Origin of the sequence: Marinobacter sp. OP 3.4 (genome assembly GCF_036224885.1) — a bacterium.
GTDB lineage: Bacteria > Pseudomonadota > Gammaproteobacteria > Pseudomonadales > Oleiphilaceae > Marinobacter.
Genome location: NZ_JAVVLT010000018.1, coordinates 41,830 through 65,653 on the forward strand (window position 1 = coordinate 41,830; position 23,824 = coordinate 65,653).

Genomic DNA, 23,824 nt, shown 5'->3' on the forward strand with positions numbered 1-23,824 from the left:
CCGCTTCGCTGCAAAAAGGCCGCTGAACAAAAGCGTTGAGGCTGTAGAAAAAGTCCCGAAAACCCCTCCCAGGGTTTGGTAGCATTGAGTCATCGCAGACTGACAAGGACCCGTCCCATGCCCCGCTTCAGGCACTACAACTACGACCAGGATGCGATGGTCGTGATCAACTACCAGGAACAGCTCCAGCCCGGCACCTTCGAACACGCGGTGCACTACCTGATCGAGCACAAGCTGGACCTGTCCATCTTCCACCCTAAGTACCGCAATGACGACACCGGTCGGCTGGCCTACGATCCGGCCATCCTGCTGAAGATCATCCTGTTCGCCTACTCCAAGGGCATCACCTCCAGCCGCGAAATGCAGTGGTGCTGCGAGACCAACATCATCTTCAAGGCCCTGTCCTGCGATACCGTCCCGCACTTCACCACGCTGGCGAAGTTCGTCAGCAGCCATGCGGACGAGATCGAAGAGCTGTTCGAGCAGGTACTGCTGGTGTGCCACGAGCAGGGCCTGCTGGGTAACGAACTCTTCGCCATCGATGGCTGCAAAATGTCCTCCAACGCCGCCAAGGAGTGGTCTGGTAACTTCAGGGAACTGGGCGAGAAGCGGAACAAGTTGCGACGACTGATCCGCCACCACCTGCGCGAACACTATGAGAAGGACGAGGCGGAGACCGAAGCCGAACTGGATCGGGACATCCGCCGGGCGAAGACGATCCTCTCGCTGGATGAATCACTACAGAAGGTGGACCGCTTCCTAAAGACGAATCGCCCAAGGATGGGCCGGGGGAAGCGGAACAAGGAAGTGAAGAGCAACATCACCGATAACGAAAGCGCCAAGATCACAGGTTTTTTGCTCCTGCAAAACCTGTGTTTCCCACATCTATGTGGGTCAGACAGCAGCAAGGGAACGATCCAGGGCTATAACGGCGTGGCCACGGTGGACAAGAAACACCAGGTCATCATCGACGCCCAGGCCTTCGGCGAAGGCCAGGAACACCACACCCTGCAGCCGGTACTGGAAACCGTCGAAGTGCCCAAAGAAGCACCGATGCATGCAGAATCCGACCTCAGCAGACCACCGCAATGGCTCTGGTCGACAGGTATCGTTCCCCATCGAGGACAAACGCCGGCCAAACTACACCGATTGGATGAAGCACCGGGTGGACAGTTAGCAAGGCAAAGAAATCTACAGCCACCGCATGTCAGTGGTGGAACCGGTGTTCGGCAATATCGGCACCACCAAACGGTTGAATCGCTTCAGCTTGCGGGGCAGGAAGAAAGTACAGGGCCAGTGGCAGCTATACTGCCTGGTGCATAATATCGGGAAGTTGGCGAACTACGGGCAGTTGGCAGCATGATACCCGCAGCAAAAGGGCCGAGAATGGGCCTCTTGGGAGCCGGTGGTACCGGCCTAAGCAGCCTTCTGGAGCCGAAACGGCTTCCCATGCGCCGGAATCTGGAGAACCGTCCCGTTGATGGGCGGGTCAAAAAATTTAGCAGTCAGGCGATGGGAAGATCCCCAAACCGGGTTTTTCTACAGCCTCGTTCTCTGAAGCAGAAAGACTTCCGTGGTGTTTAGGAAATGGGTATAAAGAATGGGCCAAATTTCTCACGTCAACAGAAAGCAGTAATTTGCCTTATTGGTGGCTTAGGCTCAGGTATCACCATAGGTGCCGCTATTGGGTTCACTGTTTGGACTCCCCTTGAAGGTCTGGCACTTGGTCTCGCCCTCGGTTCCGGTATTGGTGGAGTGCCAGCGTCGCTTTATTACTTCGGGGATTTGGAATGATTTCAACTCTTGGAGACCGGCCTGGGAACAAGGCCAGGCACGGTGACGCCTTTTTCGTTGCGGCTTCGCCTCCACTACAAAGCCGCACGTGTTGGTGGCGTTAAAATGTCACTAATCGTCCTATGAAAGAGCATGTAATCGAATCTGTCGCAGAAATTCTCCAGCAGTGGAATCCACTAGGAGAAAGCGCGTCATCAATGAGCGAGCTTGAGGGTTACAGGTACGAGGCTATGGACATCATCTCCACGGCTTCAATAGCCAAGAAACCCGTACGGGAGGCAGTTGCCCTCGTTTTTGACCCAAGCGTTCAAAGTTGAGCTGGATTCAGAAGCACTCACCCGCTTCAGTGCGCGTATTGAAAGAGCCATAGCTGAGGGTTAGCTCTTTTCCTAAACTGGACGCTGGGATTTAGCATAAGTGGGGGTGACACCGTGGAGATCGATGAGAACAAGATCGACGAGACTGTTTTGGCTCTGCTCTACCTGACGTTGCATGATGGTGCTCGCGCATGGAAGGCTTTTGATTGGGACTCGATGAATAGGCTTCACGAAAAAGGATTTATTACTGATCCCGTCAACAAAGCGAAGTCAGTTGTTTTGACAGAGGATGGACTTCAGGCATCAGAGCGATTGTTCAAGCAACTTTTTTCCAAGAATCAGTAACATTGGCGGGAGTGCTGTTTTAACAAATTGTTCCAGTTTGTTCCGGGCCTACGGCCCTTCACCGGACGCCCTTTTCTCCGCTTCGCTGCAAAAAGGTCGCCTCTGAACAAAAGCGTTAAATTCCAAAAGGTAACCTTGTGAGCGGTGAGTTTGGAGATTACAGAATGGTGCACCTTGTAAGGACAACCGAAGTATGGAAGCGCCTACTAGAACTTGGTGTTACAGAGGAATCAAAGCTGGACTTCGACTTTCAATTTAGCGCCAAGAAGAAGGATGCAGTCGAGGCGCTTAAATCTGAACTGGCTGACTATCCGCTCAGGGTAGATCGAGAGGGGTTCATTAAAAAGTCCTACATAATTTCGGGCAATTCCGGCCCTATTACTTGGTCTGAAGAGCAGCTGCTGAAGTGGGTCGATTACCTTATTTCGGTGGGGCGTGACGCCGGCTGCGAGTTCGAGGGGTGCGGTGCCAGTGCCCCGTAGCAAAAATTTAACAAGGCGCTGCTGTCGGACAGAGCTTCAGCTGCGCTACAACTCTGCCGTAGAGCGCGGCGTTATGCAATTATATGAAGAAGCCTCCCCCCTCCAAGAAAGAAAAAGCCTCAAAGAAAGGAGCATTCTCCTGGAGAGTTGCGCGTACCGATGTTTTCCCGTGAAAGCCCGGCCACACAGGCGGTTTTTCGGCAACCTGTTGGACTCGCTGGACTATACTTGACCTGTATGAATCACCAAGTCTCCCTGAACTATGCCCGTTGATCTGAAAGCGCTTTACCCCAAGCTGACCAATTTGTTGCTGGATGCTGTCTTTGTAGTCGATCAGGACGACCAGATCGTCTATGTGAGCGATGCGTGTGAGGCGCTGCTCGGATATCGTGCCGATGAGCTGACGGGCACGCCGATCACCGACTATGTGCATCCAGATGACCTGGAGGCCACGCGAGCGTCAATTGTCCGGGTTATGAACGGTCAGCCCCACAACGACTTCTGTAACCGTTACATCCACAGGGACGGCACTATTGTATACGTCCTCTGGTCTGCCCGTTTATCCGCAGAGGACGGTGTGCGGATCGGTGTAGCGCGGGATGTGACGGCCCTGAGGGAGGCCGAGGAGAAACTGCGTTTCCTCGCCCATCACGACCCATTGACAGGGCTTGTCAACCGATCGTTGTTCCATGATCGACTCGAGTTGGCCATGCGCGCAGCCAATCGTCACCAGAGTTGCCTGGCCTTGCTGTTTGTGGATATCAATGACTTCAAGCACATCAATGATACCCATGGACATGCTATGGGTGATCGGGTGCTCTGCATGATTGCCAGGCGGTTGGAAGGCTGTGTTCGAGAGACGGACACGGTGGCCCGGATGGGTGGCGATGAATTCACTGTGCTGTTGACGGACATCCAGTCAGCGGATGACGTTTCCCAGAAGGTCGAGCAAATCATCGCAGCCGTGACCGCGCCCCTGGGTGCCGAATTCGGCAATATCAAAACGCCGTCCTGCAGTATCGGCGTGGCCTGTTATCCAGCGGACGGAGAGGACGCCGATACCCTGTTGAACCATGCTGATGACAACATGTACCGGCTGAAACGGCGACGTGCTGAATGTTAAGGGGAGCGTTCGATAACCGCAGACACGGACCTGCGATTTTGCCGCTTCGCGCCTCCAAACCGGCGCTTGAGCCGGACGTTATGAGTTTCAATGAACGACGACAGCGAAATCCTACGGATTCACCACGAGTGGATTGGGCTTGAGGAATCCGGAAAAGACGAAGGCATTCTCAAGTTGTGTAGCAAGGATGTGGTTTGGCTTGTGCCCGGCCTGGGGGCGCTACACGGCGTTGAAGAGGTTCGCTAATATCTCATGGCTCAGCCAGAGTCAGCCATTGTCTCCATTCACACATCCAATGTCGCGGTCGAGGTTTCGAATGAGCTGGCGGTCAAGAGAGCCAGGTTCTGTACCACCTTCATGGATGGTGATACGGAAGCGAAGGTTACGGGCACGCACATTTGGACGCTCCGTAAAGACAGGCAGGCGGGTCAGTGGCAGGTGACCAGCGTCACATGGGTGATCGACGCGGAGACCTCATAACCAGGCCAGTCGCGGCGAAGCCTGTTACATTGCGGCTTTGCCTTCATTGCAAAACCGCTCGTGCTAACGGCTTTATGCACAAGAGCGATAGGAGGACATGTTCTGATGATTGCTTATACGATGGTAGGCACAAGAAACCTGGAAAAAGCGCTGGCGTTTTATGAGCCACTTTTTGCAGAAATGAACCTGGAAGTATGCTGGAAAGATGAGTCGTGTTTTTCATACGGCAAAAAGCAGGATCTGACCGCTGCTAAAGTTCCCTGAAACAGGAGACACCACTATGCCGGCAAACAAGCAAGCCTTACCAGAGATCGTCTCTTCTGAAGCGTGGGAAGCGGCACTCAGCCAGTTGCTCGTCAAGGAGAAGGAACTGACCCGGGCGCGTGACGCTCTGAGTGCCGAGCGCAGGAAACTGCCCATGGTGAAAGTGGAAAAGGACTACCAGTTCCATGGCGAAAAAGGGCCCATGTCCCTCCTGGAACTGTTCGATGGTCGTCGCCAACTCATCGTTTACCACTTCATGTTCGCACCCGACTGGAAAGCGGGTTGTGACGGATGTTCCTGGGTTGCCGATGCCATGACGCATCCGGCCCATCTCCATGCCCGTGATACGTCGCTGGTCATGGTGTCCCGGGCTCCTTTGGAGAAACTCAGGCAGTACAAATCACGCATGGGTTGGTCGATTCCCTGGTACTCGTCTTACGAAAGTGACTTTAACCATGATTTCGGCGCAACAACCGCCGATGGCGAAAGGCACGGGGCAAGCGTGTTTCTCCGGGACGGGAGCGACATCTATCGCACCTACTTCACGGGTGCCCGTGGCATCGAATACCTGGGCAGCCTCTGGACGTACCTGGACCTGACCCCGTACGGACGCCAGGAAACCTGGGAGGACTCCCCGGCGGGCTGGCCCCAGACAGAACCCTATGTCTGGAACCGCCGCCACGACGAGTATGACCTCTAGGGGCCTATGCGCTCAGCAACTGATCGATGCGATCCCCCGCTGCCGCCAGGCTTTCCGCCTTGTGGCTGTCGTTCAGTGCCAGGCCTTCGGCGTGGATGAACTCCACATCCGTGATGCCAATGAATCCCAGTATCTGGCGCAGGTAGCTGGTCTGTGAATGATCCTCGCCGTAAACCCCGCCACGGCTGATGAAGACGTAGGCCTTCTTACCCTTCAGCAACCCCTCCGGTCCGTTTTCGGTGTAGCGGAAGGTGATGCCGGCCCGGGCAATGTGGTCGAAGTAGGCCTGCAGCATGGTGGGCACGTTGAAGTTGTACATGGGCACGCCCAGCACGATGACATCGGCGTTTTTCACTTCCTCAATCAGGGCATCCGAGTAGTCGGCCACCTGCTGTTGTGCCTCGTTCCGTTCGTCCGGTGCGGTGGTGAAGGCCTGGAAACGGTCCAGGCTCAGGTGCGGCACCGGTTCTTCGGCCAGGTCGCGGCTGACGATGTGCCCTTCCGGATTCTGCGCCAGCCATTGCTCGGCAAAGCGTGTGGCCAGGGTGGATGATTGTCCGTGGCTGTTGAACAGGCTGCTCTGGATTTTCAGTAAGGTGCTCATGTGGTTGTCCCCCGTTGGTAACGATGGTTGATGCTGGTAATTGAAGCATTGATGTTTTTGATAAAAAAGCGTAAATAATTGCTCTAAACCATCTAATAGTTCGATCTATGAGCGAAAGACTGACCTCAACCCCTCACATCACTCTGGAGCAATGGCGCAGCCTGGTGGCCGTGGTGGATGAGGGCGGCTATGCCCATGCCGCCGAGGCGCTGCACAAGAGCCAGTCGTCCATCACCTATGCGGTCCAGCGGCTGGAACACGTGCTGGACGTGAAGGTGTTTACCCTCCAGGGGCGCAGGGCGGTGCTGACCCCGGTGGGCCGGATGCTGTACCAGCGGGCCCGTCAGTTGCTGGACGACTCACTGGGGTTGGAGCGGGCCGCGGGACGGGCGTCCGCGGGCTGGGAGAGCGAGATATCGATCGCCGTGGAGGTGCTGTTCCCCACCTGGCTTCTGCTTGAATGCCTGGAGGCGTTCGGCGAGATCAGCCCCCAGACCCGGATCAACCTGCATGAAACCGTCATTGATGGGGGTACGGAACTGCTGCAACAGGGCAGGGTCGACCTGGCCATCCTGCCCAAAGTCCCGCCCGGTTATCACGGCGATATTCTGCAACCCGGTGCGAGGATTATCCCGGTGGCGCACCCGGATCACCCTCTGCACCAGATCGAGGGCGAACTGTCCCTCCGTGACCTGCGCAAGCACCGTCACATTGTCGTGCGCGATACATCGGCCAGGCGCGATGACAGAACCCGCACGGTGGATGTGGCCCAGCGGTGGACCGTGACCAACATGGCGACATTGATTGGTGCGTTATCCCGGGGGCATGGTTTCGCCTGGATGGCAGCGGACAAGATTCGTCACGAACTGGAGGCGGGCATTCTGAAACCCCTGCCGTTGCCGGGTGGTGAGCGTCTTGTCGACCTCTATCTGGTCTTTGCCGACGCAGAGGCTGTTGGCCCGGGTGTTGGGCGTCTGGCGGAGATCCTGCGGATGAAGGTGGAAGCGGCCAGCCTGTCCCGCGAGCCCCATGAGGGGGCCGGCCATTGACTTGAGCCGGTTTCGCCGATGGTCACAGCCAGCCCATGGACTATGTGGGCAAGGCGGAGAAGGGCGACTGGGTGGAGGTTCATACCGACGTCCACAAGGTGGGCCGGAGCATGGCCATTGCCAGTTGTCGGTTCCAGGTGGGCGAGCGGTGCATTGCGACGGCGAGTGGGGTGTTTAGCGTTATCACCTCATGGTAGTTTGTTCTACACACCCGTGACAGAGACCGAGTGATGCCCCACTACCACACCGCCTTCGTAACCGGCGCCGACAAACCCCAATGGCGCACCCTGTTCAATGGCTACGCAGACTTCTACGGCGTGCCGATGGACGACACCATCGCGGACACCGTCTGGAGCTGGCTGCTGGACCCTAACCACGTGCTGGAAGGCTTGGTGGTGCGGGACGAGGGCGGTGCTGTGGTGGGCCTGGCCCATGTGCGGGCGTGCCCGCGGCCCCTGGGTGGCTGCGAGATGGGCTTCCTGGACGATATGTTCGTGGCGCCGGAAGCCCGGGGTACGGGGGCGGCGGATGCATTGTTCGAGGCACTGCGCAATCTGGCCGCCGAGCGCGGATGGCCGTCGGTGCGCTGGATTACCCAGCACTTTAACGAGCGGGGCAGGGCCTTCTATGACCGGTACACGAACGGCCCCAGCGACTTCATCATGTACCAGTGGAAGCAGCCCAATCCGTAACGATCATTCGGCCATTACCTACCCGACAGGCTTTGTGCGCCCTGACGATGTTTGGTAGTATCGCGACCTACTAGATCGGAACGTAACGTTTTTTCGTGTTCCCCTCTCTTACCTGCAGCCCTTCTGCGTCAGTCATCTGCCGGATGAGTTTGTGAAAGTGATCAGTCTGTCAGCGTCCACCAATGCGACCGCCGCCGTGGCTTCCCTCCGGGAACCTCGTACCGGAGTGATGTTGCTGCTGGCGATGCTGATGACCGGCCTGGCCGGTGCGCTGGTCCACTTTGGCCTGGCCTACGACACCGCTGAGCTGATCCCCCTGCTGGAAAACGCCGTTACCCTGGAGCTGCTTGTCAGCATAGGCCTGGCCGGGCTGGTGGTTTCCCCGTTGCTGATCTACCGGCATCTCCTGATACTGCTTCACTTTGTGAACTCCCTGAGCAACGCCTTCCTGCGGCAGTTGCGCCAGTGGTTGCCGGCCACGCCGGCGCCGCGTGTTGTACCCCGTGCGGCCCACGGCTGCCGGGCGCCTCCCACCGTGGGCCGTGCGTAAGGTTCGCTAACGGTTCGCGGTGCCAGTACTCCCATGTCCTCTGTGAGCAGCGCCTGACATAGCGCCGCTATCCGGGTGCCTGTCTCCCGGCGTTGCTGTCACTGGCTATCCTCCCGCTACCGTCGCTTTCCCACGGCCTTCCCCCGGTGTTCGTCCTGCCTCGTTTGCGGGCAGATGTTGTCACTTTCCGTGTTTAGGGGATCAATCCTCGTGTCAGTTCGTAGCCTCAGAAAAGCTGCGCTGGCGGCTGCCGTGTTCTCACTGGCGGGCTGTCAGGGTGGTGTGCTCGACCCCAAGGGTCAGGTGGGTGTCGATGAGAAGACCCTGATCATCGTTTCGACCCTGCTGATGTTGCTGGTGGTCATTCCGGTGATCGTCATGACCCTGTTCTTCGCCTGGAAGTATCGCGAAGGCCGGGATCATGAAATCTACTCCCCCAAATGGGCCCACTCCGGGCGGATCGAAACCGTCGTCTGGCTGGTGCCGGTGGCGATTATCGTGATCCTGGGGGGCATTACCTGGTATTCCACCCACGCCCTGGATCCCTACAAACCCCTGGACCATGAACGCGAGCCGCTGACCGTGCAGGTGGTGTCCCTCAACTGGAAGTGGCTGTTCATCTATCCGGAACAGGGGGTGGCGTCGGTGAATGAACTGGTGTTCCCGGTGGATGTGCCGGTGCAGTTCAGAATCACCTCCGAATCCACCATGAACTCCTTCTTCATCCCGCAGCTTGGCAGCCAGATCTATTCCATGGCGGGCATGGAGACCCGGCTTCACCTGATCGCCAACGAGGCCGGCACCTACCACGGCATTTCGGCCAACTACAGCGGCGAGGGTTTCTCCGATATGAACTTCGATGCCATCGCCACCAGCGATACAGAGTTCGAACAGTGGGTAACGTCCGTCAGGCAGGACAATCCGACCCTGACCCCGGAGCGCTACGCCACCCTGGCCACGCCCAGTGAGGACCACCCGGTGGAGCACTTCGGCAGCGTCAGCGATGGCCTGTTCCACCAGATCATTCACCGGTACATGCAGAACTACAACGACTGGAATGAGGGGCCCCGGCACCACGACTCCGCTGAGCATTCTTCCACCGACCACCCACCCGCTGAACAGGCATCCGTCCTGCCCGGTTCGGCCACACCAGAGGAGGCCCAGGACCATGTCGCTACTCGGTAATCTGTCGCTGGATGCGATTCCCTTTCATGAGCCCATTATCATGGGCACCCTGGCGGTGGTCGGCGTGGCCGGCATCGCCCTGGTCATTGCCCTCACGGTGTATAAAAAGTGGGGCGTACTCTGGCACGACTGGCTGACGTCGGTGGATCACAAGCGCATTGGCGTGATGTACATCGTGCTGGCGCTGGTCATGCTGATCCGGGGGTTCTCCGACGCCATCATGATGCGTGCGCAACTGGCCATGGCCACCAGCGGCGCGGAAGGCTACCTGCCGCCGGAACACTACGACCAGATCTTCACCGCCCACGGCGTGATCATGATCATGTTCATGGCCATGCCGTTCATGATCGGCCTGATGAACATCGCCCTGCCACTGCAGATCGGCGCGCGGGACGTGGCCTTCCCGTTCCTGAATAACCTGAGTTTCTGGTTCGCCGTCGGCGGCGCCGTGCTGATCAACCTGTCCCTGGGCCTGGGCGAGTTCGCCAAGACCGGCTGGATGGCCTACCCGCCCTTGTCGGAGTTGTCGTTCAGTCCCGGGGTGGGGGTGGACTACTACATCTGGGCGTTACAGATATCGGGGATAGGCACCCTTTTGACCGGGGTGAACTTCCTGGTCACCGTGTTCAGGATGCGGGCCCCGGGCATGAAGCTGATGCAAATGCCCATCTTCACCTGGACCTGTACCTGGGCGAACATCCTGATCGTGGCGTCGTTCCCGATCCTGACCGCGGTACTGGGGCTGCTGACCCTGGACCGTTACCTGGATTTCCATTTCTTCACCAACGACGCCGGCGGCAACGCCATGATGTACATCAACCTGTTCTGGGCCTGGGGCCATCCCGAGGTATACATCCTGATCCTGCCGGCCTTCGGTATTTTCTCCGAGGTGATTTCCACCTTCACCGGCAAGCGCCTGTTCGGCTACAAGTCCATGGTCTGGGCCAGTGGCGCCATTTCCATCCTGGGCTTCATTGTCTGGCTGCACCACTTCTTCACCATGGGCTCCAGCGCCAATGTGAACGCCTTCTTCGGCATCATGACCATGATCATTGCCGTACCCACCGGGGTGAAGCTGTTCAACTGGCTGTTCACCATGTATTGCGGCCGTCTGCGACTGGCGGTGCCGGTGCTGTGGACACTGGGCTTTATGGTGACCTTCACCATCGGCGGCATGACCGGTGTGCTGCTGGCGGTACCGGGGGCGGACTACGTGCTGCATAACAGCCTGTTCCTGATCGCCCACTTCCACAACACCATCATCGGCGGTGCGGTGTTCGGCTACCTGGCCGGGTTTGCCTACTGGTTCCCGAAGGCCATGGGCTTCCACCTCAACGAGCGCCTGGGCAAGGCCTCCTTCTGGTGCTGGCAGGTGGGTTTCTACGTCGCCTTCATGCCGCTGTATGTGCTCGGCTTCCTGGGCATGACCCGTCGCCTGAACCACACCAATAACCCGGACTGGAATATCTGGCTCTACATCGCCTGCGTGGGCGCGGTGATCATCCTGGTAGGCATCGTGCTGCAGTTTGTCCAGCTTTACGTCTCGTTCCGTCAGCGTGAGCAGAACCCCGACACCACCGGTGATCCCTGGAACGGCCACACCCTGGAATGGGCCACCGCCTCGCCACCCCAGTTCTACAACTTTGCGGAACTGCCCAAGGTGCGGGATATCGATGCCTTCACCGATATGAAGGAGCAGGGCACCGCCTACCAGCAACCGGCCCGGTACGCGCCGATCCATATGCCGAAGAATACCCCCTACGGCATCCTCATCGCTGGTGCCACCACCGTCTTCGGCTTTGCGGCGGTGTGGCATATCGGCTGGATGGCGGCCCTGGGGCTGGTGGGCGCTGTCGCGTTCTACCTGATGCGGGCCTACGACAGCGATGTGGATTACTTCGTGCAACCCGAGGACATCGAACGTATTGAATCCGCCCATCTGCAACAGGTGGGCGTGGCGTCGACGGACCGGACCGGGGAGGTGACGGCATGAACATGATGACCAACGCGGCCCACCTGGCCGATGAACACGAGCACCACGACACCGGCGAGAATACGGTGTTCGGCTTCTGGCTCTACCTGATGACGGACTGCCTGCTGTTCGCGTCGGTGTTCGCCACCTACGCGGTGTTGTTCATGAACACCGCCGGCGGCGTGTCCGGCCGGGATATTTTCGAACTGGACTATGTGGCCATTGAAACCGCGGCGCTGCTGCTGAGCAGCATCACCTACGGTTTTGCCATGATTGGCGCCCACCGACAGAGCCGCCCGGCCACGCTGGGCTGGCTGATGGTGACCTTCGCCCTGGGGGCGGTGTTCATTGGTATGGAAATCAATGAATTCCACCACCTGATTGCCGAGGGCCATGGCCCTTCGCAAAGTGCCTTCCTGTCTTCCTTCTTCGCATTGGTGGGCCTGCATGGGCTGCACGTCACCGCCGGCCTGATCTGGATGGCGGTGATGATGCTGGAGGTGCGCAAACGGGGCCTCGGTAGCCAGACGGTGACCCGGCTGAGCTGCCTGAGCCTGTTCTGGCACTTCCTGGATGTGATCTGGGTCTGTGTGTTTACCGTGGTTTACCTGATGGGAGTCCTGTAATGAGTTCTCATGTTCCTGACCATACCCATGACGCCCACGAAGCCAGTCACGGCTCCGTGAAGTCCTACCTGGTGGGCTTCGTGCTGTCCGTGATCCTCACCGTGATTCCATTCTGGGCCGTGATGACCGGTGCGTTCGAGAAGTCGACGTTGATCCCGTTGGTGGTGATCCTGGCGATCGTCCAGGTCGTCGTGCACCTGAAATACTTCCTGCACCTGGATTTCAGCCCGGCCAGCCGTGCCAGCACCTTCGCCTTCCTGTTCTCGGCGCTGATTATCGTGATGGTGGTAGGGCTGTCGATCTGGATCCTCTACAGCGCCAACGCGATGATGATGGTCTGATGGTGGAGGCCTCGATGAAACACTACCTCAGGGTGACCAAGCCCGGCATCATCATGGGCAACCTGATCTCCGTGGCGGGCGGCTTTTTCCTGGCCGCCCGTGGCGAGGTCGACTGGCTGGTGTTCCTGGCGACGGTGATCGGGCTGTCGCTGGTGGTGGCCTCCGGTTGCGCGGTCAACAATGGCATCGACAGTGATATCGACGCCCGCATGCAGCGCACCCGTAACCGTGTGACGGTGACCGGGGAACTGTCCGCCCGTGCGGCGATGGTGTTCGGCGCGGTGCTGGGGCTGGTGGGCTTTGCCCTGCTGGCGGTGTTTACCAACGGTATTAGCGTGGCGTTTGCCGCGCTCGGATGGCTTGTCTATGTGGGACTGTACAGCCTGTGGCTGAAGCGCAGCTCGGTCTACGGCACGCTGGTGGGCGCATTATCCGGCGCCATGCCGCCGGTGGTGGGCTACTGCGCTGTTACCGGCCAGTGCGATGCCGGCGCGCTGATCCTGCTGGCGATGTTCTGCCTTTGGCAGATGCCCCATTCCTACGCCATTGGCATCTTCCGCTACCGGGACTACCAGGCCGCCGGCATCCCCGTGCTGCCCGTGGCCCAGGGCATTGCCCGCGCCCGGCGTCACATCGTGCTGTACATCGCGGTGTTCAGCCTGGTCACGGTACTGCTGCCCCTGGGTGGCTACACCGGCGTGGCCTTTATGGCCGTGGCCTGCACCACCAGCCTGTGGTGGCTGGCGATGGCCCTGCGGGGCTACCGGCCGGACATCGATGTGACGGGCTGGGCGCGGCAGGTGTTCGCCTTTTCCATCGTCACCATCACTGCACTGAGTGTCACCATGGCGCTGGATTTCAATGCGGTGGCGCCGAATCTGCTGGTGCTCAATCCCTGATCCTGGATGGCTTCCCCAGGCACTTGGGGTAAAATACCCGGCCCGTCAACAGGATGGAGTAGACATGTTCAAACCCAGAAAAACCGAAAGTGCCCCCGATTGGCTGGATGACGATGGCATCAAGCTGTACACCATCTCCGCCACCGGTCAGCCCGTTGATACCAGCGCCTATTACCCCAGGCTGGCCGAGGTCAAGGCGTTGAAGGCCGTGGACTGGCCAGAAACCCCGGCTTTTGCCATCTTCCACGACGGTGCGGGCATGAAGTACCTGGTGCTATGCTGGTGGGGCAACGACAACGAACTGTTCACCTCGGTCTCGGTGCACACTGGTGAGGAATGGGTAGAGGATCCTGCCCGCTTCTCCTTCTGCCTGTGGGACCTGGAAGTCATCTGGTTCGAGCGCAATGCCTTTGTGGAGACCCTCTACAGTGGCGCTCCCGATATCCGGTGGTACCGGGCATCCCGCCTGATCCAGGAGAGCTGAACCCGGAATAGCCCTACATGGAGGTGGCGATTGAAGACCCTAGGCATTTATGCAGTCACGACTGCCCTGGTGTTGCTGGCGCTGACCCTTGGCTACTTTGCCATGGACTGGCGCTCGCCGGACTTTGCAGGGTATCGCACGGTTGCACTGGTGGTCGCCGTTGCGGCGGCCCTGCTGATTGTCCTGGTCGCCGTGGTGGCTTTCCGCCGTGGCCGGGCTGGTCGATGGCATCACGGGGCGTCCGGCCTGGCGGTGCTGGCGGGGGTGATTGCAGTGGCGGCCCTGGGGCAGGTGATTGTCGCGGAAGGTCGCTTCCAGTGGATGCGCTACGCGGTTCTCAACAGCGATCCGGCGAAGCTGGAAGCGCTGGGCCGGCACTTCATCGTCGGCTACCGCAGCCGGGAGCAGGTCAGCGTCCTTGGACGACATGGGGCGGTCGCGGGGTTCTTTATCACCCGTCATAACGTTGAGGGCATGGACGAGTCGGCCATCCGTGAGGAGATCCGCTGGCTGCGCTCCACACTTCCCACCCAGGATGCCCGCCCGGTGTGGATTGCCACGGATCAGGAAGGTGGGGACGTATCCCGGCTCTCACCGCCGCTGCCCCAACAGCCCGCCCTGGGGCGTGTGCTGGAGGAGCAGGCATCCGGTTCCACGATTGAATCCACCAGCCTGGCCTATGGCCGACGCCAGGGCGAAGGGCTGGCCTCCCTGGGTGTGGATCTCAATCTGTCGCCCGTGGTGGATATCGACCATCAGGTGGACAACCCGGCAGACCGGTTCACCCGTATCTCCAGCCGGGCCCTGTCCACCGATCCGGCGGTGGTGACCGAGGTGGCAGGTGCCTATTGCCAGGGGCTGGCGGCATTCGGGGTGCAATGTACCCTGAAGCATTTCCCGGGCATCGGCCGGGTGTTCAACGACACCCATGTGGAGCGCGCGGCGCTGTCCGAGTCCCCGGGCCAGCTCCGGGAGAGCGACTGGCTGCCATTCCGCCGGCTCGCCGGTTCCGAGCCCCCGCCCTGGATCATGCTAAGCCACGTCATCCTGGCCCAGGTGGATCCGGACCGGCCCGTGTCCACGTCCGCCAGCGTGGTGAAGGACCTGCTGCGGGACCAGTGGGGTTTCCAGGGCGTATTGATCACCGATGATTTCTGCATGCGTGCCATCCATGACGCCCCCGGCGGAGTCGGCCAGGCCACCGTGGATGCCCTGAACGCCGGGGTGGACATCATCCTGGTCAGCTTCGACCCGGACCAGTACTACCCGGCCATGCATGCGCTGTTGCAGGCGGACCGGGAAGGGAAACTGGACTGGGAGGCGTTAAAGCGGTCGAAGCAACGTCTCCGGTCGTCCGGATCGCTGGAAGGGCAGGATGGCCAATCCGTGTTCCCGCCCGCCACACCGGAGGCCATTCCACCCAGTCGATAAGACCGTGATGCCCTGGTTCCGTGCCGGTCCGCCATCCTCTCCGCATTGTGATTTCGCCCCGTTTTTCCTTTTGCCCGGGTTGGGTATACTCAAATTCCACCGTAAAAGGGACTTCCCCAGCGGTTCCCACACTAAGGAAAGGCGCGGGCACATGGCAGTAGTAGGCATTGATCTCGGTACCACCAACAGTCTGGTGAGTGTCTGGCGGGACGGCGAGAGCCGCATCATTCCCAACTCCCTCGGCGAGTTACTCACCCCTTCCGTGGTCAGCGTGGATGACCGGGGCATGGTCCTGGTGGGGCGGGTCGCCAAGGACCGGCTGGTGTCCCACCCGGAGCAGACCGCCTCCCAGTTCAAGCGCCTGATGGGCAGCAACGAGAAGGTCACCCTGGGTAACCGTACCTTCTCCCCGGAGGAGTTGTCCGCTTTGGTGCTCAAACAACTGAAGGCGGATGCGGAGAGCGACCTGGGCGAGCCGGTGGAGGAAGCCATCATCAGCGTGCCCGCCTATTTCAACAACAACCAGCGCACCGCCACCCTCCATGCCGCCCAACTGGCGGGTCTTGACGTGGAGCGACTGATCAACGAGCCCACGGCAGCGGCGTTGGCCTATGGCATCCAGGAAGCGGAAGACGAGCGCAATTTCATCGTCGTCGACCTGGGCGGTGGCACTCTGGACGTATCCATCCTGGAAAAGTTCGATGACCTGCTGGAGGTGCACGCCACCAGCGGTGACAGTTTCCTCGGGGGTGAGGATTTCACCTTCGCCATGGTGGGCGCCGTCTGCGGCAAGCTGTCCATGGACCGCCAGGCCCTGAGCCGGGAGGAGCGGGCCCATCTCTACCGTCTGTGCGACCAGGCCAAGAAGGCGCTGGCGGACGAACCGATGGTGGAAATTGCTGCCAAGCTGGGTGGCGGGGAGCATCGCGTCAGCTTCAGTCGCGAGGATTTCAGCCAGTGCTGTGCTGACCTGCTGGAACGCATCCGTGGCCCGCTGGAGCGGTCAGTGAAAGATTCGGGCATGGGCCGTGGGGACTTCGACGATGTCATCCTGGTGGGCGGTGCCTCGCGGATGCCGCTGGTGAAGAACTTTGTCGGTCGGCTGTTCGGGCGCATTCCCTCAGCCACCATCGATCCGGACCTGGTGGTGGCCATGGGCGCAGCCGTGCAGGCGGCCCTCAAGAAACGCAACCAGGCCCTGCGGGACACGGTGCTCACCGATGTCTGCCCCTTCTCCCTGGGGATAGAGACTGCACACCGGATGGAGCAGGGCCACAGGACCGGCTTCTTCTCGGTGCTGATTCCCCGCAACACGGTCATCCCCGCCAGCCGTGTGGACCGTTTCTTCACCATTGACGATAACCAGACCGACCTGCAGGTGGTGGTGTACCAGGGCGAACAGAGGCTGGTGAAGAACAACATCCGCATCGGCGAGCTGAGCGTCAAGGTGCCCAGGGCGAAGGCCGGCGAGGAGTCGGTGGATATCCGCTTCACCTATGATATCAATGGCATCCTGGAGGTACAGGTGGATGTGGTGAGTACCGGCGTCCGGGAAACCCTGGTGATCCAGAACACCACCAACAATCTGGATGACGCCGAACTGGCCAGCCTGCTGAAGAACATGGAAAAGCTGAAGTTCCACCCCCGGGAGGACAGCGCCAACATCGCCGTGATGAACGAGGCGGAGCGCATGTGGTCCGAGGCCCTGGGCGAGGAGCGGGACTACATTGAACAGATTATCCGCTACCTGGAGGACGCCCTGGACTCCCAGGACCCGCAGCGGGCGGAGGAGGCCCGGGGTGTGGTGGCCGACAGGCTGGAGGAGCTGAAAACCCGGCGGGGCCGGTGGTGAATCCGTGGCAGGTGCTGGGGGTTGAACCCGGCAGCGACCGCAGGACCATCAAGCGGGCCTACACCCGCCTGCTTAAGGACGTTCACCCGGAAGACCATCCGGATGAGTTCATGCAACTGCGCCAGGCCTACGAGCGGGCGGTGAAAACGCTGGATGCGCCCGCAGGTCCCATGGCATTCACGGTGGAGCCGGAGAGCGCCGGGGCCGAATCGCCGGAGCCCTTTGACTGGAACCAACAGGGGGACGCTTCGTCGACCGATACCCGGCAGGCTTCCCCGGTTATCGAGGACGCCTGGTCCGTGCCCCTGCCGGAAGCGGACTCACCGGTTGTTCCCATCACCGATACCTGGTCAGATCCGGGGACGGATGGCGCCAACCGCCAAGGCGCCGATGCCTGGAACGAGCCACCCCCGCGTCTGGTGGAGGATGAGGTCCAGGACCGGCAGGAAACGCTGAACCGGCTGGTCTCCGCCATGGCACGATTGCTGGATGACCCGGACCGCCGCAATGACCTGGCCCGCTGGGAACCCCTGCTGATGGCGCCGGAGCTGAATGACTTCCAGGCCAGTACGGCGGTGGGCAGCTGGTTGTTGCCCCAGGTGATCCGGGTGCTGCAGTCCGGTCAGAAGGGCTGTCCGTTTGCCCCGCAGGTGCTGATCCGGTTCGATGACCGCTTCCAGTGGAGCTCCGATCACAGCGGTACCATGCCGGTGATTGACGATCAGATGTTGCGGCTGTGTCTGTTGATTGAGGCGGCGAAGGAGCAGCGGGATCGTTCCCGTGAGCGGATGGGGTGGGCATGGCTGGCCAACACGCTGTTTGCCCTGACCGGGCGCCTGTCCCGCATTGAGTGCCTGGTGGGCTGTGGCGTCACGCTGGGCGTGCTGGCGCTATTGACCGGGCTGACGGTGGCCACGTCCATGCCCGGGTGGACCGGTATGGCTGCCATCGTGGTCATGCTGTTGATGGCCTATAGCCTGATCAGCCTGGCGATCAAGCGTGTGCGGGACGCCGGCATCAATCCCGTACTGGCATTTGTGGTGGGTGCCATCTTCCCCGGGGCCTGGCTGTTCTTCCTGTTCGCCACGCCCAAGGAAAACCACCGGGTGGAGGATCCGCGCCTGAGGTACTCGCAGGTGTATGACCGCACCTACCGGGAGCACTATGTGGCCGATGGCAAACGCTCCCTGTTGGCCCGGCTGAGGGAGCGGTTGTCCGGCATTCACCCGGGTATCTACCTGACCCTCGCCGGGCTTTGGGCTGCCACGGCGGTGCTGTTATCGTTGTAAGCCGTGATCCACCTGTTGGGGAACCCCATGAGTGAGCCCTGGCGCCCCGCCAACCACCTAGCCTGGCTGTGCCAGGCCCCGCAGTTGCTCGACAGCCCGGAGACCTTTCCGCTTCGGGACCACCTGCCGGACGACTGGCCTTCCAGGCTGTCGGGCTGGGCCACCGATCCGGAGAGTCGCCCGGCTGCCCTCGCGGAACCCGCCAACCCGCGCCTGGGCTACTACTTCGAACGACTCTATGAATGCATGCTGACGGAACTGCTGGGCTGGCCCCTGCTGGCGAAGAACCTGCAGGTGCGGGACGCCGCCGGTCGCACCCTGGGCGAGCTGGACTTTGTGGTACAGAACCCCCACACCGGGGCAGTGGAGCACCATGAGATCGCGGTGAAGTTCTACCTGGGCTATCCGGAGCCGGGGAAGGGCACCCGCTGGTTCGGCCCCAATAGCCATGACCGGCTGGACCTGAAAGTGAACAGGCTGGTTGAGCACCAGAGCCGGCTGGGCACGCTGCCAGAGACGATGGCGCTGCTGGCGGACCTGGGTGTAGGGGAGCCGGTAATGCCCCGGATTTTCATTCCCGGTTACCTGTTCTACCCGACCGGGGGTGTAGTCAGCCTGCCGAACTTCGTGCCCGGGAATCACCTGCGGGGCCACTGGCTCTACCATGGGGAGACTCGCACGCTGGATACCCGCCACTGGGTACCCCTGCACAAGCCCCACTGGCTGGGGCCCTGGTGGCAGCAGGAACCCCCCGACGCGGGGCTGGCATCAACAGCGCTGGCCAGTATCGAGGAGTACCGTCGCCCCCGCCTGTTCGCGGCCCTGGAACAGGCCCCGGATACCGGCTTCTGGCATGAGACGGCGCGAACCTTCGTGGTGCCGCCCAACTGGCCGGGGCAGAGTTAGACCCGGGTGTCCGTCAGCGGGCATCGCCCCTTAAGTCCCGTACCTTTTCCTCCAGCACGGGCGCGGAGGCCTGTTCCGGGGCCACCGGCTCACCAGCCTTAAGATGGATCTTCGACCAGAAACGCTTCGGCAGGTGGCGGAACGCCGGCCCGCCACAATTGCTGAAGAAACTGCCCCACAATCCCTGCAACGCCATGGGCACCACCGGCACCGGTCGCCGTTCAAGGATGATATCGACGCCGGGTCGGAAGGTATCGATCTCACCATCCCGGGTCAGCCGGCCTTCCGGAAAGATACACACCACATTGCCGGCCGCGAGTTCCTCATCGATGCGGTCGAAGGCGGCGTCGTAGATATCCGGCACTTTGGCCTTCGGGCCGATGGGAATGGTCTTGGCCAGCTTGAAGAAGCTACCGATCACCGGGGTGGAGAAGATCTGGTAGTCCATCACGAAGCGCACCGGGCGGCGAACGGCCCCGGCAATCACCAGTGCGTCCATGTAGGACACGTGGTTGCACACCAGCAGCGCCGGTCCGTCTTCAGGGATGCGTTCCAGGTTGTGGTGATGCACCCGGTAGATGGTGTGGGACAGCACCCAGATCACGAAGCGCAGGGCGAATTCCGGCACCTGCTGGTACACGAATGCCGCCACCACCAGGTTCATGATGGCCAGCACCAGGAAGAACTCGGGAATGGAGATGCCGATCACCACCAGCATCAGGATGCCCATCAGGGCACTGACCACCATGAACAGGGCATTGAACACGTTCAGTGCCGCAATCACCCGGGCCCGCTTGTCCGGTACGGTCTGCTGCTGCACGAAGGCATAGAGCGGCACGATAAACAGGCCACCGAAAAAGCCGATGGCCAGCAGGTCGATGGCCACCTGGCGGTAGTAGCCATCGGTGAGGATCATCCACCAGTCCGACGGGATCGGCTGGTCCGGCATATTCATGTACAGGTCGATGCCGAACAGGCTGATGCCGAGGGAGCCGATGGGCACGATACCCAGTTCCACCCGGTGCCCGGACAGGCGCTCACAGGCCATGGAGCCGGCGGCGATGCCCACGGTGAAGATGGCCAGCAGCAGGGTGACCACGGTCTCATCGCCCATCAGGTGGGTCTGGGCAAACTTGGGGAACTGGGCCAGGTAGGCGGCCCCCAGGAACCAGAACCAGGAGATCGCCATCACGCTCAGCAGGACATTGTGGTTCTCTTTGGCGATGGCCATCAGGCGCCAGGTTTCCCGCAACGGATGCAGGCTGACCTTCAGATCCGGAGCGGCAGGGGAGGCTTTCGGAATCATCAGGGCGGATACCAGCCCGACGATGGCCAGCAGGCCCAGGCCAATGGCCACCAGTTGCTGCCCGGAATCGAGTTTGGTCAGCACGCCGGCCAGCAGGGTGCCCAGCAGGATGGCGATAAAGGTACCCATCTCCACCAGCGCGTTGCCACCCACCAGTTCCTTATCCTTCAAAACCTGGGGCAGGATGGCGTACTTCACCGGTCCAAAGAAGGCGGACTGCACCCCGGTGAGAAACAGCATCAACAGCAGCGCCCCGTACCAGCCATGCCACACGCCCACGGCAGCCAGTCCCATGATCAGCACCTCCGCCAGCTTGATCCAGCGGATCACCTTGCCTTTCTCATAGCGGTCCGCCACCTGGCCGGCAATGCCGGAGAACAGGAAGAAGGGCAGGATAAACAGCAGGCCGGCCAGGTTGGAGAGCATGTCCAGGGACATGCCCAGCACGCTGGTGGCGCTGAAAGTGACCAGCAGCAACAGCGCCTGCTTGAACAGGTTGTCGTTCAGGGCACCGGCGAACTGGGTGAGGAAAAAGGGCAGGAACCGTCGCTCGGACAGCAGGCGAAACTGGCTCTGGTCTTCCATGGATGACATCTCCTTATCCGGGAATCGTCACTATATAGCCTGCTTCAACCGGGTCAAGGAACGGCCACACGCCCGCGGACCGGGATCGCACCACATTGGTGCGAAATAGGCGGCCGCCCCTGTGCTGAATCATGGATAGGACAGGTCATCCCGGCCTAGTGTCTGAAAAGCCGGTGAAAAAATGGTCACCGGCACAGAACCTGCACCTTTCCGAATAAGGACACCATGCAACCGAGGCCCCTGGGCCGGGAGTGACCGTGATACTTGCTACTGATCTGGACGGAACCTTTCTCGCCGGCGATCCGGAGAATCGCCTGAAACTCTACCAGCTTATCTCCACCCATCCTGACCTGACCCTGATCTACGTTACCGGCCGTGGCCTGGAATCGGTGCTGCCGCTGCTGGCGGACCCGACCCTGCCGCAGCCGGATTACATTATCTGCGATGTGGGCTGCACCGTGGTGGAGGGGGACACCCAGCAGCCCATCATCGAGATCCAGGCGGAGATCGAGAAACGCTGGCCGGGTGAGCATGTGGTGGAGGACATCATGGCGACCTTTGAAGGGCTGAGTCGTCAGGAGGTCCCTCAGGAACGGCGCTGTTCCTTCCTGTGCGAGCCGGACGCGGTGACCGACGAGGTCCGCGCGGCGGTGGAGGAGCTGTCCTGCGATCTGCTGTATTCCGCCGGCCAGTACCTGGACGTGTTGCCGCCGGGGGTCAACAAGGGCCGTACCCTGCGGGATCTGGTGGCGCATCTGGGCGCCGACCCTGAGAACGTACTAGTGGCCGGCGATACCCTCAATGACCTGTCCATGTACGAACAGGGCTTTATCGGCGTGTGCGTGGGTGAATCGGAACCGGCGCTGCTGGACGCCACCGAGAGCCGCGCCCGGGTCTACCATGCGACCCTCAGTGGCTGCGGTGGCATCCTGGAGGCCATCGGCCATTTTGGTTTCCTGGGACCGAAGGGGCTAGCGGCCGAGGCCCGGGATATCCTCAAGCCCGGCAAGTCAGACCTGGTGATCGTCTACCACCGCCTGCCCTACGAGGAGGTGGTTGAGAATGGCACCCTGGTGCGCCGTCGCCCGACATCGCCCAATGGCATCATTCCCACGCTGCTGAGTTTCTTTGCCGACGGCAAGGCGGGCTCCTGGGTGGCCTGGTCGGTCCATGAACCGTCACTGGGCGCCTTCGAGACCCACACCGAGGTGGATACCAGTCGCTATGCCCGCTTGCGGGCGGCGCGGGTCCAGCTCAGCAAGGACGACGTGGATATCTTCTACAAGCAGTTCTCCAAGGAGGCCTTCTGGCCCACCCTGCACACCTTCTGGGAGCGGGCGTCGTTCCGGGAGGACCACTGGCAGGTGTTCCTCAAGGTCAACCGGCTGTTTGCCGAGCGCACGGCGGCGGAAGCGGCGGAGAACGCCGTGGTCTGGATCCATGACTATAACCTGTGGATGGTGCCCGCGTTCCTGCGGGAGCTGCGCCCGGACCTGACCATTGCCTTTTTCCACCACACCTACTTCCCCTCCGCTGATGTGTTCAACGTGCTGCCCTGGCGCCGGGAGATTGTCGGCAGCCTGCTGCAGTGCGATTACATCGGCTTCCATATTCCCCGCCAGGCGGAGAATTTCGTGGATGTGGCCCGGGGCGTAACGCCCCTGGAAGTGGTGGACCGCACCGGCTGCGCACCCCGCTTCCTCACCTATGGCTGCGCCGTGGGGCTGGACGAGATGACCACCACCATCCGGGTCAATGACCGGGAAATCGGCCTGGGCGCCCACCCGGTGGGACTGGACCTGAACCGGGTCGGCCAGGCCCTGGAACAGCCCAAGGTACAGCAGCGCATGGAAGACCTGCGCAACGAACTGGGTAACACCCGACTGGTGTTGTCGGTGGAGCGGCTGGACTACACCAAGGGCATCCTGGAAAAACTGGAAGCCTTTGGGCGGTTGCTGGAGGAGCACCCGGAGCTGGTGGGCAAGGTCACCCTGATGACGGTGTGCGTGCCGGCGGCCCGGGAGATGACCATCTACCGCCAGTTGCAGACGGACATCGAGCAGGCGGTGGGTCGCATCAACGGCCAGTACGCCCGGGTGGGCTGGACGCCGATCCAGTTCTTTTTCCGGGGCTTTCCGTTCGAGGAACTGGTGGCCTGGTACGCCATGGCGGACGTGATGTGGATTACCCCGCTGCGGGACGGTCTCAACCTGGTGGCCAAGGAATATGTGGCCACCCAGGGCATGACCGATGGACGTGGTGTGCTGGTGCTGTCGGAGTTCGCCGGCGCGGCGGCGGAACTGCGGGGCGCGCTGCTCACCAACCCCCACGATCCGGTGGAGATGGCCCGCACCTGCTACCTGGCCCTGGCCATGCAGAAGGACGAGGCGAAGGACCGCCTGCAGAAAGGATTCGAGGTGGTCAGCTACTATGACATAGAACTGTGGGGCCGTGAGTTCCTGGAAGCGGTGGGAAACGGACGAAAGCGGCGGCTGGCCAGTGAGGGCAAACGCGCCAAACCCCTGACATCCGTGGCCTGAAGGCGTCC

Annotated in this window: 23 protein-coding genes and 1 pseudogene; 22 read left to right on the plus strand and 2 right to left on the minus strand. The window is 60.9% G+C overall.

What is annotated here, in order from left to right:
* Positions 1 to 117 precede the first annotated feature (117 nt).
* From RO069_RS03045 to RO069_RS03075, 7 genes and pseudogenes are all read left to right on the plus strand, one after another.
* Positions 118 to 1,363, plus strand: a pseudogene (locus RO069_RS03045) (transposase).
* 862 nt (positions 1,364 to 2,225) lie between these two features.
* The gene (locus tag RO069_RS03050; RefSeq protein WP_328185265.1) at positions 2,226 to 2,456 is read left to right on the plus strand and encodes a DUF6429 family protein; all 231 of its coding nucleotides are present in this window, start codon (positions 2,226 to 2,228) and stop codon (positions 2,454 to 2,456) included.
* Positions 2,457 to 2,620: 164 nt separating this feature from the next.
* Positions 2,621 to 2,938: a hypothetical protein gene (locus RO069_RS03055; protein ID WP_328185266.1), complete on the plus strand. Its 318-nt coding sequence runs from the start codon at positions 2,621 to 2,623 to the stop codon at positions 2,936 to 2,938.
* 262 nt (positions 2,939 to 3,200) lie between these two features.
* Positions 3,201 to 4,061, plus strand: coding sequence for a sensor domain-containing diguanylate cyclase (locus RO069_RS03060; RefSeq protein WP_328185267.1), 861 nt, complete (start codon positions 3,201 to 3,203; stop codon positions 4,059 to 4,061).
* Positions 4,062 to 4,151: 90 nt separating this feature from the next.
* Positions 4,152 to 4,307, plus strand: a complete 156-nt coding sequence (locus tag RO069_RS03065) for a hypothetical protein (protein ID WP_328185268.1) — start codon at positions 4,152 to 4,154, stop codon at positions 4,305 to 4,307.
* 339 nt (positions 4,308 to 4,646) lie between these two features.
* Positions 4,647 to 4,805: a hypothetical protein gene (locus tag RO069_RS03070; protein ID WP_328185269.1), complete on the plus strand. Its 159-nt coding sequence runs from the start codon at positions 4,647 to 4,649 to the stop codon at positions 4,803 to 4,805.
* 16 nt (positions 4,806 to 4,821) lie between these two features.
* Positions 4,822 to 5,505, plus strand: a complete 684-nt coding sequence (locus RO069_RS03075; protein WP_328185270.1) for a DUF899 domain-containing protein — start codon at positions 4,822 to 4,824, stop codon at positions 5,503 to 5,505.
* 4 nt (positions 5,506 to 5,509) lie between these two features.
* Here the strand turns inward: RO069_RS03075 and RO069_RS03080 are convergent, their stop codons facing one another.
* Positions 5,510 to 6,109 carry an FMN-dependent NADH-azoreductase gene (locus RO069_RS03080; protein ID WP_328185271.1) on the minus strand — a complete coding sequence of 200 codons (600 nt, stop codon included), beginning with the start codon at positions 6,107 to 6,109 and terminating at the stop codon, positions 5,510 to 5,512.
* A 107-nt stretch (positions 6,110 to 6,216) separates the two neighbouring features.
* Between RO069_RS03080 and RO069_RS03085 the strand changes: the two genes are divergently transcribed.
* The 14 genes from RO069_RS03085 to RO069_RS03150 all read left to right on the plus strand — a co-directional run bounded on the left by RO069_RS03085 (position 6,217) and on the right by RO069_RS03150 (position 19,385).
* Entirely contained in the window at positions 6,217 to 7,158 is a 942-nt protein-coding gene (locus tag RO069_RS03085) for a LysR family transcriptional regulator (RefSeq protein WP_328185272.1), read from the plus strand.
* 35 nt (positions 7,159 to 7,193) lie between these two features.
* The gene (locus RO069_RS03090) at positions 7,194 to 7,355 is read left to right on the plus strand and encodes a hypothetical protein (protein ID WP_328185273.1); all 162 of its coding nucleotides are present in this window, start codon (positions 7,194 to 7,196) and stop codon (positions 7,353 to 7,355) included.
* Between the two features lie 33 nt (positions 7,356 to 7,388).
* Positions 7,389 to 7,850 carry a GNAT family N-acetyltransferase gene (locus RO069_RS03095; RefSeq protein ID WP_328185274.1) on the plus strand — a complete coding sequence of 154 codons (462 nt, stop codon included), beginning with the start codon at positions 7,389 to 7,391 and terminating at the stop codon, positions 7,848 to 7,850.
* A gap of 151 nt (positions 7,851 to 8,001) precedes the next feature.
* The gene (locus RO069_RS03100; RefSeq protein ID WP_328185275.1) at positions 8,002 to 8,400 is read left to right on the plus strand and encodes a hypothetical protein; all 399 of its coding nucleotides are present in this window, start codon (positions 8,002 to 8,004) and stop codon (positions 8,398 to 8,400) included.
* A 174-nt stretch (positions 8,401 to 8,574) separates the two neighbouring features.
* Entirely contained in the window at positions 8,575 to 9,585 is a 1,011-nt protein-coding gene (cyoA, locus tag RO069_RS03105) for a ubiquinol oxidase subunit II (protein ID WP_442915323.1), read from the plus strand.
* Positions 9,569 to 11,578, plus strand: a complete 2,010-nt coding sequence (gene cyoB, locus RO069_RS03110; RefSeq protein WP_328185277.1) for a cytochrome o ubiquinol oxidase subunit I — start codon at positions 9,569 to 9,571, stop codon at positions 11,576 to 11,578. The genes cyoA and cyoB overlap by 17 nt, the downstream gene beginning before the upstream one ends.
* A complete protein-coding gene (cyoC, locus tag RO069_RS03115) occupies positions 11,575 to 12,183 on the plus strand; it encodes a cytochrome o ubiquinol oxidase subunit III (RefSeq protein ID WP_328185278.1) in 609 nt (202 codons plus the stop codon). The genes cyoB and cyoC overlap by 4 nt, the downstream gene beginning before the upstream one ends.
* Positions 12,183 to 12,524 (plus strand): cytochrome o ubiquinol oxidase subunit IV, encoded by a 342-nt coding sequence (gene cyoD / locus RO069_RS03120; RefSeq protein ID WP_328185279.1) that lies wholly within the window; start codon positions 12,183 to 12,185, stop codon positions 12,522 to 12,524. Before cyoC ends, cyoD begins: the two co-directional genes overlap by 1 nt.
* Positions 12,524 to 13,423, plus strand: a complete 900-nt coding sequence (cyoE, locus tag RO069_RS03125) for a heme o synthase (RefSeq protein WP_328185280.1) — start codon at positions 12,524 to 12,526, stop codon at positions 13,421 to 13,423. Before cyoD ends, cyoE begins: the two co-directional genes overlap by 1 nt.
* 64 nt (positions 13,424 to 13,487) lie before the next feature.
* Positions 13,488 to 13,907, plus strand: a complete 420-nt coding sequence (locus RO069_RS03130; protein ID WP_328185281.1) for a hypothetical protein — start codon at positions 13,488 to 13,490, stop codon at positions 13,905 to 13,907.
* Between the two features lie 30 nt (positions 13,908 to 13,937).
* The gene (locus RO069_RS03135; protein ID WP_328185282.1) at positions 13,938 to 15,338 is read left to right on the plus strand and encodes a glycoside hydrolase family 3 N-terminal domain-containing protein; all 1,401 of its coding nucleotides are present in this window, start codon (positions 13,938 to 13,940) and stop codon (positions 15,336 to 15,338) included.
* A 151-nt stretch (positions 15,339 to 15,489) separates the two neighbouring features.
* Positions 15,490 to 17,190, plus strand: a complete 1,701-nt coding sequence (locus RO069_RS03140; protein WP_328185283.1) for a molecular chaperone HscC — start codon at positions 15,490 to 15,492, stop codon at positions 17,188 to 17,190.
* On the plus strand, positions 17,187 to 18,479 hold the full coding sequence (locus tag RO069_RS03145) for a DnaJ domain-containing protein (protein WP_328185284.1): 1,293 nt from the start codon (positions 17,187 to 17,189) through the stop codon (positions 18,477 to 18,479). The genes RO069_RS03140 and RO069_RS03145 overlap by 4 nt, the downstream gene beginning before the upstream one ends.
* A gap of 27 nt (positions 18,480 to 18,506) precedes the next feature.
* The gene (locus tag RO069_RS03150) at positions 18,507 to 19,385 is read left to right on the plus strand and encodes a DUF1853 family protein (RefSeq protein WP_328185285.1); all 879 of its coding nucleotides are present in this window, start codon (positions 18,507 to 18,509) and stop codon (positions 19,383 to 19,385) included.
* Positions 19,386 to 19,398: 13 nt separating this feature from the next.
* On the opposite strand, the gene RO069_RS03155 is transcribed toward RO069_RS03150, so the two are convergent.
* Entirely contained in the window at positions 19,399 to 21,276 is a 1,878-nt protein-coding gene (locus RO069_RS03155; protein ID WP_328185286.1) for an MFS transporter, read from the minus strand.
* Between the two features lie 257 nt (positions 21,277 to 21,533).
* Between RO069_RS03155 and ggpS the strand changes: the two genes are divergently transcribed.
* The gene (ggpS, locus tag RO069_RS03160) at positions 21,534 to 23,816 is read left to right on the plus strand and encodes a glucosylglycerol-phosphate synthase (RefSeq protein WP_328185287.1); all 2,283 of its coding nucleotides are present in this window, start codon (positions 21,534 to 21,536) and stop codon (positions 23,814 to 23,816) included.
* Positions 23,817 to 23,824 lie beyond the last annotated feature (8 nt).